The sequence below is a fragment of the Roseateles sp. P5_E1 genome (assembly GCF_054049335.1).
On the sequence record NZ_JBFUMN010000016.1, the window covers coordinates 90,193 to 102,022 of the forward strand.

Annotated in this window: 9 protein-coding genes; 5 read left to right on the forward strand and 4 right to left on the reverse strand. The window is 64.6% G+C overall.

Translation table 11 applies throughout. The features are described from left to right. Nucleotides 1-8 precede the first annotated feature (8 nt). Nucleotides 9-1,328, forward strand: a complete 1,320-nt coding sequence (locus ACXJKJ_RS15135; protein WP_457390752.1) for a sugar MFS transporter — start codon at nt 9-11, stop codon at nt 1,326-1,328. 71 nt (nt 1,329-1,399) lie between these two features. On the opposite strand, the gene ACXJKJ_RS15140 is transcribed toward ACXJKJ_RS15135, so the two are convergent. Then, nucleotides 1,400-2,365 carry a LysR substrate-binding domain-containing protein gene (locus ACXJKJ_RS15140; RefSeq protein WP_457390754.1) on the reverse strand — a complete coding sequence of 322 codons (966 nt, stop codon included), beginning with the start codon at nt 2,363-2,365 and terminating at the stop codon, nt 1,400-1,402. 148 nt (nt 2,366-2,513) lie between these two features. Here ACXJKJ_RS15140 and ACXJKJ_RS15145 point away from each other — a divergent pair, with 148 nt between their 5' ends. The 4 genes from ACXJKJ_RS15145 to ACXJKJ_RS15160 all read left to right on the forward strand — a co-directional run bounded on the left by ACXJKJ_RS15145 (nt 2,514) and on the right by ACXJKJ_RS15160 (nt 6,786). Further along, nucleotides 2,514-3,533, forward strand: coding sequence for a TRAP transporter substrate-binding protein (locus ACXJKJ_RS15145; RefSeq protein ID WP_457322255.1), 1,020 nt, complete (start codon nt 2,514-2,516; stop codon nt 3,531-3,533). Nucleotides 3,534-3,654: 121 nt separating this feature from the next. Continuing rightward, nucleotides 3,655-4,869, forward strand: coding sequence for a fumarylacetoacetate hydrolase family protein (locus ACXJKJ_RS15150; RefSeq protein WP_457322254.1), 1,215 nt, complete (start codon nt 3,655-3,657; stop codon nt 4,867-4,869). A gap of 28 nt (nt 4,870-4,897) precedes the next feature. Continuing rightward, nucleotides 4,898-5,512, forward strand: coding sequence for a TRAP transporter small permease (locus ACXJKJ_RS15155; protein ID WP_457390756.1), 615 nt, complete (start codon nt 4,898-4,900; stop codon nt 5,510-5,512). Next, complete coding sequence (locus tag ACXJKJ_RS15160) at nt 5,509-6,786, forward strand: TRAP transporter large permease subunit (protein ID WP_457390758.1); 1,278 nt, start codon at nt 5,509-5,511, stop codon at nt 6,784-6,786. Before ACXJKJ_RS15155 ends, ACXJKJ_RS15160 begins: the two co-directional genes overlap by 4 nt. A gap of 250 nt (nt 6,787-7,036) precedes the next feature. Here ACXJKJ_RS15160 and ACXJKJ_RS15165 read toward each other — a convergent pair whose 3' ends face one another. The 3 genes from ACXJKJ_RS15165 to ACXJKJ_RS15175 all read right to left on the reverse strand — a co-directional run bounded on the left by ACXJKJ_RS15165 (nt 7,037) and on the right by ACXJKJ_RS15175 (nt 11,741). Continuing rightward, entirely contained in the window at nt 7,037-8,629 is a 1,593-nt protein-coding gene (locus ACXJKJ_RS15165; RefSeq protein WP_082533000.1) for a GH39 family glycosyl hydrolase, read from the reverse strand. A 199-nt stretch (nt 8,630-8,828) separates the two neighbouring features. Then, on the reverse strand, nt 8,829-10,493 hold the full coding sequence (locus ACXJKJ_RS15170; RefSeq protein WP_457390760.1) for a cellulase family glycosylhydrolase: 1,665 nt from the start codon (nt 10,491-10,493) through the stop codon (nt 8,829-8,831). A gap of 225 nt (nt 10,494-10,718) precedes the next feature. Further along, the gene (locus ACXJKJ_RS15175; protein WP_457390764.1) at nt 10,719-11,741 is read right to left on the reverse strand and encodes a beta-xylosidase family glycoside hydrolase; all 1,023 of its coding nucleotides are present in this window, start codon (nt 11,739-11,741) and stop codon (nt 10,719-10,721) included. Nucleotides 11,742-11,830: the final 89 nt, after the last annotated feature.

The following is an 11,830-nucleotide window of genomic DNA, read 5'->3' on the forward strand; positions in this document are numbered from 1 at the left end:
CTTCTCAAATGCACACCAAAACCCTCACACCCACGGCAGGCCAGGGCGTGCTGCTGCCGATGATCTTCATCGGGCTGATGTTCTTCATCCTCGGCTTCGTCACCTGGTTGAACGGCTCGCTGATTCCCTTCCTCAAGATCGTCTGCGAACTGAACAACTTCCAGGCGCTGTGGGTGGCGTTTGCCTTCTACATCGCCTACACGGTCATGGCACTGCCGAGCGCGGCCATCCTGGCGCGCATCGGCTACAAGAAAGGCATGACGGCTGCATTGGGCGTCATGGCCATCGGCGCACTGGCCTTCATTCCGGCGGCGCGCTCAGGCGCCTACCCAGTCTTCCTGCTGGCGCTGTTCACGTTGGCCAGCGGCATGACCTTGATGCAGACGGCCATCAACCCCTACATCGTCTGCATCGGTTCGCGCGAGAGCGCGGCCATGCGTATCTCGATCATGGGCTTGTTCAACAAGGGCGCCGGCATCGTCGTGCCGCTGGTGTTCTCGGCGCTGATCCTGTCCGGCATGGAGCGCTTCTCCGAGTCGGCGCTTGCGGCGGTCGATGCGGCGGGGCGGGAAGCGCTGCGCAACGAGCTGTCGCAGCGCCTGGTCTTTCCCTATGCGGTGATGGCCGTGGGGTTGGTCATCTTCATGGCGCTCATCCACTTCTCGTCGCTGCGCGAGCCCGAGCTGGAAGCGGCTGATGCACCCACCGGTGCCGTGAAGCGCTGGGGCGTCTTCCAGCATCCGCAGGTGGTGCTCGGTGCGATGGCCTTGTTCGGCTATGTCGGTGTGGAAGTCATCGCCGGCGACACCATCGGCCTGTATGGCCGTGAACTTGGCGTGGCCCACTACGGCGTGTTGACGTCCTACACCATGGGCTTCATGGTGCTGGGCTATCTGCTCGGCGTGGCGCTGATTCCGCGCTGGATGTCACAGCGTCTGGCCCTGATCTTCTCGGCCGTCAGCGGCATCGCCTTCGTGCTCGGCGTGGCCATGTCGTCGCCGACGGAGTCGGGCATCTCGCAGGCCCTGCTGGGTTGGGCCGGCGTGCCGTCGGTCCCGAACACCGTGTTCTTCCTGGCCATGCTAGGCCTGTCCAACGCGCTGGTCTGGCCGTCCATCTGGCCGCTGGCGCTCGAAGGCCTGGGCAAGTACACGGCGGCCGGTTCGGCCCTGCTCATCATGGGCATCGCGGGCGGTGCGTTGATCCCCATGCTCTACGGCCACTTCGCCGATGCGTGGACGCCGCAGCGGGGCTATTGGGTCATGCTGCCCTGGTACGGGCTCATCCTGTTCTACGCGCTGTTCGGCAGCCGGCTCAGGAAATGGTGAGGCTGTCGTCCGGGGCTCGCCGCGGCTGCTGATGCAGCCCTCGTCGGGGGTGCGAGGGCAGGGCAGCGGACCTACGCTGTCGCGATCGCCTGCTCGGCCAAGTTGCGAATGACGTCCGTGAACGCTTGAACCGCGGTGCTGGGGGGCTCGTCTCGCAATGTGATCAGGCCGAAGTCGGGCATGCGATCGGGCAGGTCGGCGGCAATTCGCGTCAGCAGACCACGCCGCACGTACTTGTCCACCAGCGCAGCAGGCTGCAGCGACAGCATGTGGGTGCTCTGCATCAGCTCAATCGCAAACAGGAACGACGGCGTCTCGACAATGCCCGAGGTGAGCGACAGGCCCGTGCTGCTGAAGATGTCGTCCGACACCTTGCGCAGCGCCGTGGACGTCGGATAGAGGATCCACGGCCAGCGCGAGAGTTCCAAAAGCCCCGGTGCCTGAACGCCGCGCAGCGGATGGTGAACGCCGGCAGTGATCTGCAATCCTTCGCCGGCGAGCCTTTCGTACTGGAACTGGTCGCTTTGCGATTTGTCGGTGAAACGGCCGATCATCACGTCGATCTTGCGCTCGGCCAGCCAGATGATCAGCTGGTCGCTGCTCTGTTCCAGGATCTTCAACACCAGCAACGGACGCAGGCGCTGCAGCTCGGCCACCGCCGCAATCAGCAGGTGCGCCGCCGAGCCCGAGATGGCGCCGATCGTCAAATGGCCGTGCCCACCCTGCTTCAGGGTGCTGAACTCGTCGACGAACTTGCGATGGCTGTCCAGCGCCGCGTGGGCGTAGCGCAAGGTGAACAGGCCTAGCTCATTCGGCCGCATGCCACGCGGCAGACGATCGAACAGGCGTGACTCCAGCATCTCCTCGATGTCCATGAGCACCTTGGTGGCCGCCGGCTGGGTGATGTGCATCTGTTCGGCAGTCAGCCGCAGATTGCGTGTCCGTCCCAGGATGTCGAGGAAGTGCAGATGCCTGAAACGCAGCCGGGCCAGTTGCGCCACAGCCAAGGGTTTCCCAGGGGGCTTGTCGGAACTCATCAGCATTTGGAATGGATGCTAGCTAAAAAATTCAGTGGACTGGGCTCCTGGGCTCACCTAGCCTCCAGCTCCACCAAGAACCGCCCCAGAGGGGCCGGCAGGTCGGAGCAAGGTCGCACGCTCCGAACTTCACGATCCTGGAGACATCATGCAAATCAGATCACTTGGCCTCGCCGCGGCCCTGCTCGCCGCCCTCGCCGGCCCCGCTTCGGCGCAAATCAAGGAGCACGTGTTCAAGGTCGGCATCGGCCTCAGCGACGACCATCCTCAGGCGAAGGCGCTGAAGTTCTTCGCCGAACAGCTGGCAGCCAAGAGCGGCGGCAAGCTGGTGGCGCGTGTCTTCGCCAGCGGCGCGCTGGGCAACGACATCAGCATGACGTCGGCGCTGCGGGGCGGCACCCTTGAGATGACCGTCCCCGACAGCTCGACGCTCGTGTCCCTCGTCAAGCCCTTCGGCGTGATCAACCTGCCTTTGACCTTCAACAACGAGCAGGAAGCCGATGCGGTGCTGGACGGCCCCTTTGGCCAGAAGCTGCTGGCCACGCTGCCCGAGAAAGGCCTGATTGGCCTGGGCTTCTGGGAAAACGGCTTCCGCCACGTCACCAACTCGCGCCGCCCCGTGCAGCGCGCGGACGACCTGAGCGGCCTGAAGCTTCGCGTCATCCAGAGTCCACTGTTCCTGGACACCTTCAACGCATTGGGTGCGAACGCCACGCCGATGCCCTTCACCGAGTTGTACACGGCGATGGAGCAGTCGGCGGTGGATGGCCAGGAGAACCCCGCCGCCACCATCCTGGCCAGCAAGTTCTACGAGGTGCAGAAGCACATGGTGCTGTCGCGGCACATGTACAGCGCCTGGGTGTTGCTGATGTCCAAGAAGACCTGGGACGGCCTCTCGGCGGACGAACGAAAGATCGTGCAGGACGCCGCACGCGAAGCCACGCTGTACGAGCGCAAGACCATCCGCGCGTTCTCCGAGACGGCCCTGGCCGAGCTCAAGAAGGCCGGCATGCAGATCACCGACCTGCCGGCGGCCGAGCAGGCCAAGATGCGCAGCAAGCTGCAGCCGGTGCTGGCCAAGTTCAGCAAGGAGTTCGGCGAGGACACGACGGCGGAGTTGAATGCCGAACTGGCCAAGGTGCGCAGCGGCACGGCAGCCGCCAAGTAGTTTGTTCCACAGGGAGGCGCAGCCATCCGCCTGGCGCCCTCCTTGGTTCGGCACGGCCTGCCGGCATGGCGCATCGCCACGCGCTCCGCGTCCCACCTTTCACAACATCCGAGAAGCCTGAATGACCGCGACAACGACCGCCCTGCCTGCGCGCGCCGAGGGCGTGCACCCCCTGCTGCCGCAAGACGGCCTGGCCGGCACGCTGGTGGGCCGCGTCTGGCGCGCTGGCACGCCCGGTGGCCCGTCCGTGGTGGTGCTGCGCCCGGAGGGCGTGTTCGACGTCAGCCGGCACTTCGCCACCATGAGCACCTTGCTCGAGACAGACGATCCGGCGTCGGCCGCGCGCTCGGTGACCGGCGAGTTCTTGTGCACCGTCGACGCATTGCTGGACAACAGCAAGGCCGAAGGCCGCGACCCGGCTTTGCCGTGGCTGCTGGCGCCATGCGACCTGCAAGTGGTCAAAGCCGCTGGCGTCACCTTTGCCTCGAGCTTGATCGAGCGTGTGATCGAGGAGCAGGCGCGCGGCGACGCCGGTCGTGCCCAAGCGCTGCGCAGCCAGGTCCTGGCGCTGATCGGCGACAGCCTGGCCGACATCCGCCCTGGGTCGCCTCAGGCGCAGGCGCTGAAGACGCTGCTGCAGCAGAAGAACCTGTGGTCGCAGTACCTGGAGGTCGGCATCGGGCCGGATGCCGAGGTCTTCACCAAGGCGCCGGTGCTCGCGGCCGTGGGGCATGGCCAGGACATCGGCATCCGCGCCGATTCCGCCTGGAACAACCCCGAGCCCGAGGTCGTGCTGGCTGTCAACAGCCGGGGCGTCATCGTCGGCGCAGCACTGGGCAACGACGTGAACCTGCGCGACATCGAAGGTCGCAGCGCGCTGCTGCTCGGCAAGGCCAAGGACAACAACGCCTCCTGTGCCATCGGCCCCTTCATCCGCCTGTTCGACGACCCGTTCGGCCTGAGCGAGGTGCGCCGCGAGACCGTGCACCTGCACGTGAGCGGGGACGACGGCTACGCGCTGCGCGGCATCAACACCATGGCCAAGATCAGCCGCGACCCGGTCGACCTCGTGGCCCAGACGATGGCCAGCCATCAATACCCCGACGGCTTCATGCTGTTCCTGGGCACGCTGTTCGCGCCCACCGAAGACCGTGACGAGCCCGGCAGCGGCTTCACCCACAAGCTGGGCGACGTGGTCACCATCCACAGCCACTGGCTGGGCAGCCTGCAAAACCGCGTGACGCATTGCGAGACGGCGCCGCCGTGGCGCTTCGGCCTGCGCGCCCTCATAGGCAACCTGGCTGAACGCGGCCTGCTGCAGGGGGCGCGGCTGTGACAGCCGGGCGTCTCGTGGGGAAGGCGCCTTGATCGACGTCGCCATCCAGCGGCTGTGCCGCGCCATCGACTTGGCTGTCGGCGCTGCACTCGCCGTGATGGTGGTGCTGGTGTTCGGCAACGTCGTGCTGCGCTATGCCTTCAACTCCGGCATCGCCGTCAGTGAAGAAGTCTCGCGCTGGCTGTTCGTCTGGCTGTGCTTCATGGGCGCCGTGGTGGCGATGAAGGACGGCGCACACCTGGGCACCGACATGCTCGTGTCGCGCTTGCCGGTGGCGGGCAAGAAGGCCTGCATGGTGTTGGGCCACCTGCTCATGCTGTACCTGACCTGGCTGTTCCTTCAGGGCAGTTGGCAGCAGGCTCGCATCAACCTGGACGTGGCAGCGCCGGTGACCGGCGCATCCATGGCCATCTTCTATGCGCCGGGCGTGGTCTTCTCTGTCTGCGCCGGTATCCTGCTGCTGTTGCAGCTCGCACGGCTGCTGACCGGCAACCTCGAGGAGAGCGACCTCGTGATGGTCACGGAGTCCGAAGAGCAGGCCGAGCTCGAAGCCCTGCAGGCCGAGTTGGCGCGCAGCGAACCGCAGCGTGATCAAGCACCTGCCCACGGCGCCAGCGACACACCCGGTCGCCCACGTCAATGACGGTCCTCATCTTCCTCGGCAGCCTGCTCGGCGCCATGGCGCTGGGCATTCCCATCGCCTATGCCTTGCTGGCGAGCGGTGTCGCGTTGATGTGGCATCTGGACCTGTTCGACGCGCAGATCCTGGCGCAGAACTTCATCAACGGTGCGGACAGTTTCCCGCTGCTCGCCGTGCCGTTCTTCATGCTGGCCGGCGAGATCATGAACGTCGGCGGGCTGTCGCAGCGCATCGTCAACTTCGCGCTGGCGCTCGTGGGCCACGTCAAGGGTGGCTTGGGCTACGTTGTGATCCTCGCGGCCTGCCTGCTGTCGGCACTGTCGGGTTCCGCGGTGGCGGATGCCGCCGCGCTGACGGCGCTGCTGCTACCGATGATGATCAAGGCCGGGCACAAGCGCGAAGTGTCCGGCGGGCTGATCGCAGCGGCGGGTGTCATCGGTCCCATCATTCCGCCGAGCATCGGCTTCGTCATCTTCGGCGTCGCCGCCAATGTGTCGATCAGCAAGCTGTTCATCGCCGGCATCGTCCCCGGCATCATGATCGGCATCGGCCTGGCGCTGACCTGGTGGTGGGTCGGCCGCAAGGAGGCGCTGGCCCTGCCTCAGCGCAAGACGCGCGCCGAAGTCTGGGCCGCGGCACGCGAGTCGGTGTGGGCGCTCATGCTGCCGGTCTTCATCCTGGTGGGGCTGCGGATGGGTGTGTTCACGCCCACCGAAGCAGCGGTCGTGGCCGCCGTCTACGCACTGTTCGTCAGCACCGTGCTGTACCGCGAGCTGAAGCTGCAGGCGCTGATGCGCATCTTCATCACGGCCGCGCGCACCACGGCGGTGGTCATGTTCCTGGTGGCTTCGGCCATGGTGTCTGCATGGCTGGTCACGGTGGCCAATTTGCCGGTGCAGATGGTGGACCTGCTTCGTCCGCTGCTGGACAACCAGACGCTGCTCCTGACCGCCATCATGGTGCTCGTGATGCTCGTGGGCACGGCCATGGACATGACGCCCACCATCCTGATCCTGACGCCGGTGCTGATGCCGTTGATCAAGGCGGCCGGCATCGACCCGGTCTATTTCGGCGTGCTCTTCATCGTCAACAACTCCATCGGCCTGATCACGCCGCCGGTCGGCACCGTCCTCAACGTGGTGGCCGGTGTTGGCCGCATGAAGATGGACGAGGTCACGCGCGGGGTTCTGCCCTTCATGGCCGCCCAGTTCGCGGTGATGTTCGTGATGGTCCTGTTCCCTCAGACCGTGCTCGCACCGCTGCGCTGGTTCTATTGAAGCCTCGGCTGCTTCCAGCTTGAAGGCGCCGGTCGCCTTTGCGGCGGTGCTGCCGGTCGAGATGATGGCCACGGAGGTTAGGTCTCGGCCAGGAGCCGTCACTCGCGGGCGGTTGGTATGCGGAGACCAGCACAGCCGAGCTGCACTGCTCCGGTTGCCAGCGTCTGGGTCTTTTGCGCCGATACGCCTGGGAGAGTGGCTGGAAAGACGGCGGTTAGGGGGCGTATCGTGATGCAAGCAGCACTGCGTTTCAGCGCTTGACCGGGTCCAGCGTCAGCAAGGTGATGTCGTTGCTGCGCATTGGCACGGTGAAGTTCAGCAGGCCGTCCTTGCCGATGTTGACGGTGCGCTTTACTTCGGGAAGGTCGCGGGTCAGTGACTGCAGCTTGGCAAGCTGCGCCGCGTCGAGGTTGATGGGCGAACCCATCTCGAGGTAAGCGGTGTAGGCGTCGTTGGCCTTGTAGCCGGCGCGACGCAGCTCGAGCCGATAGGCGCCCGGCTTCAGGTTTCGCAGCGCGAGCTTGAGCGCTGGCGCCGGGCCGTTGGGCACCGGCTTGGCGAAGAACACGCCGTTAGCGGTGCTCTTTTGATCAGGATGCTGCCAGTCCCATGCCACGACGGCAGTCTTGTCGCCATCGACCGCAGCCAGCACCTTGTCGTCCGCGCTCGGGATCTCATTGCCGCGTAGCGCGTTGAGGTACTTGTAGGCGAACCAGGTCGTCTTGCGCAGGCCATCGCGAGTCATCAGGCCGAAGCCGCCATGGAAGGCGCGGGGCGGCGGGCCCGGCTCCTCGAACAGGTCGCTGTAGGTCCAGTAGCTCATCGCCTGCGCATAGCCTCGCGTGGCGCGCAGCTTGGTCAGGATCCACGGCGCGCTGATGTAGCTGTCGTGCACCTTGTCGTACGGGTTGTAGCTGGTGCTCCACTCGGTGAGGTACAGCGGAATGCCGGGGAACGGCGAGGCTTCGATCTCTTTGCGATTGCGGCGCACGTCGCCGACGATGGCGTCGGGGTTAGGGTCCAGGATGCGGTCCGACTTGCCGAACTCGTCGAGGTAGCCTTCCGTGACGCCGTAGGTATGGGTGGTGACGAAGTCGACCGGCACGCCTTCCTGCTTGGCATAAGCCAGCAACTCGGGCACCCAGAAAGCGCCGGCCGTCGCGGGGCCGCCCACCTTCAGTTGGGCGTCCACCTTCTTGAGCGTGCGCGCGGTGTTGGCGTACAGCTCGAAATAGGCCTTCTGGTCGGCCTTTTCCCAGAAGCCGTCGAGGTTGGGCTCGTTCCACACTTCGAACGGCCACTTGCGCACCTCTTCGATGCCATAGCGCTGGATGAGGTGGCGCGCGAACGCGTCGATCAGCTCGGCCCAGGGCCCCGGTTGCGGGTGCGAGGTGTTGCCCTTCCAGTAGAAGATCTTCAGGTCGGAGGTCTTCATCACGGCGGGTGTGAAGCCCAGCTCGATGAAGGGCTTGACGCCACTGGCCAGCATGCCGTCGTACAGCTTGTCGATGCCGGTCCAGTCGAACACCAGCTTGTCGCCGTCCTTCTTCACCGTGCCGTAGACGTCGTGAAAGATGTCGTGGAAGCGCACATAGCGAAAGCCCAGCTCGTCCGCCGCCGTCTTGAGCTGGGCGAGGTTTTCGGGGCGGCCGGTGGTGCCCGGGTAGTCCGCGCCGACCGAGAGATCGAAGAAGCGGTCCATGGGCTGGGTCGCAGCAGCGCGGTCCAGCGTCACCACGCGAGCGGCGGGAGTGGCCGCAGGGGTCGCGGTGCACAGGCCAAGTGAAAGGAGCGTCGCCGCGAGGCTGATAACGCTTCGGGGCAGGGACAGGGATGTGTTCATTGGAGGATTTCGGAGGACTTCGGAAGAGAGGGCGGCAGGCCCGGCGCCAGAAGCTGGACGCCAGGCCGCCGAACCATTGGCTCAGTTGCTGTAGAGGAAACCGCGGCCGTTCCCGCTGTCGTAGATACGTCCGGAATCGGCCAAGGAATTCAAAAGAAGGTCCGCCATGCGGCGGACCTTCGGACAAACTCCCAGGGAATTACAGACCCGGAATCGGAGCAATATCGGAAGTGCCAAGCATGGAGCCAAGCAGGTTCCAGTCCAGGACTTCACCGGTCGTCTCGTGGAAAATGTCGTGTTGGGTTACCCAGCCCGTGCCACTGAACCCAAGGCTGGCGATCTTGTTCTGCACGTACTTGTTCCAGTGCGTGGCTGCCCGGTAGTTCTGGTCCTTGTATGAGCCGGTCAGGCCGAGGCTCGCCGGCTTTACCCCCGCGCGATATTCGCCGATCAGCACGGGGATACCCCGGTCCGTGAAATACTTCATCTTGGCGAGCTGAGCATCAATGGAGCTTTCGTTATATCCCCCCTTGACATTGCGATTCGTAAACTGATTGCTCACGTTATAACTTCCCCAGAAGGCACTCCAAGTCCCCCACGACTCATCTGTTTCCATCAAGGTGAAGTCGAAGGGATCATAAAAGTGCACTTCGACCATCCGCTTATTCGCCGGATCCGAAGGTAGATTCTTTCCATAGTTAATCGTGTTATCGATATTGGTGTTCGGCCCTTGGACGATCAGCCAGCGAACGGCATTGCCGCCGCCGTTGGCGCGCATCGCGGTAATCCAATTTTGCTGGTATTGGTAAAGCACATCGGTCTTGGCCTGGGTTGGCGCGTCAGGTTCGTTGGCGACAGCGAAGGCCAATTTGTCGCTGTCATACCATTTGAAAGTATTCGCAACCTGGGTCCACATGTTGATCAACTTGGCATTGATCGCAGGGTCGTAGGAATTGAAGCCGTTGCGTTCGAACCAGCCAAGGTCATAGTGGTCGTTGATGATGACGTACAGGCCGTCGGCGAGGGCCCAGTCGACCGTCTGCTTGACCTGGGCCATGAACGCGGGATCGATCGTTCCGTTGGTGGAATGAAAATCCCACGCAACGGGTATGCGCAGGGTCTTGAACCCCCTATCCCTGATGGAGTCGATCAGCGCTTTGGTCGGCGCCGCCGCTCCTGGCCAGAATGCTTCGAGGGTGTTTCCCAGGTTGATACCGGGATTCGGAAAGACTTGGGTCTGCGCGCTGGGCACGGTGATCGCGAACGCCTGGGTGGTCTTGGCGCCGCAGGTGTTGGTGTAGGTGGCGGTGGCCGTGCAGCTGGCAGTGGGCGTGATGGTCTGCTGGCGTGCCGAGCCCGACGTACCGCAGCCGCTCCACCCCCACGAGCCGCCAGTCACGGGCTGCGGGCCGAGGATGGCCGAGTTGCCAGCGGTGACCGTGGCTGAGGACGTCTGCGTCCAGGAGCCGTTGGCGCTGATGTAGGGCGTGATGGCTGTCGGCGCGCAGCTGGTGCCGCGTGTGGCGCTGGCCGAGCCGGAGTTGTAGCTGCCGGCGTTGGTCGTGAACTTGACCCAGTACCAGTACGGCGTGCCGGTGTTGGCCGAGCCGTCGGCGTAGCTCCGGGCGCTGCTGCCCGGCACGGCGATGCGGGTGCGGCCGGCGGGGTCGGCGTCGATGTCGCGGTAGACCTCCAGTGACGTGACGGTGCCGCTGACGGTCCAACTGAGCTGGTTGTTGTTGGCCGTTCCGCTGGCTGTGAGGCAGACGGTGGCGCCGCCGCCACTGCCGCAGCTTTGCGCCTGCGCGAGGCTGCCTGCGCTTGCTCCGAATGCAAGCAGCAGTGCTGGTATCAAGGTTCTCATGTTCTACCTTTCAAGGTTGAAAGTGCTCGGCCGGTTGTCTCCTCCGGACTCGAGCGTTATGGAAGGACGCAGCTCAGTACATGGGCTTACATCCCGACAACTCCGAGGGATTGGGGTGGCAGCTCCAGCACCAGGGGCCTTGCGGGCCGGGCTTCGCGGAGAACGGTGCCGGCACGACGGCCTGCGGCTGCTGGAATGTGTTGTGGGTGAGGCGCACGGCGAAGATCAGCGGGAGTCGCCGGTTGGTCCGATGCGGTAGTAGTCAAAGTCCACATGGCCGCCGGCGGTCTTGGTCGAATAGAAGAAGAGGCCGTAGCGATAACCCATGAAGTGCTTTGGGTAGGAATAGGTCAGGCGCGAGGGACGTCCGATGGCAGTCCAGGATTTGCCGTCGAGGCTGTAGGAGAAGCGAGCGACCTCGGGCGCGGGCTCAAATTCGCTTTCGACCTTGAGGTGAACGGTTTTGCCAGCGAGGGGAATGGAGGCGATCTCCTCGGGCTTGTCGGAATCGGCGCTCACCATGACGAGCGATCTGACGCCACCGGTCATCTTGACGCCGACAAAACCGTACTGTTTCTGGAAGACCGTGAGGCCGGCCACATCGCCGTCTTTCATGCCGCTCACATCGATGCTTGTCGTGGCGGAACTGGCAGGGCCAAAGGTGCGCTGGGTGAGGGTGTTCGTGGCCTCCGGCAACGTGGCAACGACCCGGCTGGTGACGAGGCTCAGATGGCCCGCGCGCTTGGTGAGCGACCAGTCATTGGGCCTCGGGTTGTGATTCCATTGCCAGGCCAGGGGCAGGGCAGGGTCGCCGGGCTGGCGGTTGAATTCGTCGGAGGCGACGATGCCGGAGGCGCCGGAGACGCCCTGTGCGCCGGCCGGGATGTCGAGCGTCATGGGCACCTTGCCGTTTTCGCCGAGCACGGGCCAACCGTCCTTCCAGGTCACGGGCACGAGGTAGGGAATGCGACCGACGGCGCCGTTGCCCTTGAAGAGATAGGCGTACCACTTGCCGTCGGGCGTGTCGATGAGGCCGCCCTGGGCGATACCGCGGTCATCGAGCACGATGCGACCCTCGTAGGGCCCGTCGATGCTGTCGGCGCGGTGGACGATGACGGTGGGCGCCCAGCGGCTTGCGGGCGAGGCGATGTTGAAGAGGTAGTAGCGGCCGTTGATCTTGGAAAGATGCGAACCCTCGCCATTGAGCCCGCCCAGGTCGGTGCCGAAGACGGTGTTGACGTTCTCGATGAGAAGTCAAGCCATCGACATCCGCCCCAGCGCTGGCGACCCCGACGGCGCGCGAACGGTGGCGCTGTTCAAGTCACGCGACCTGGAAG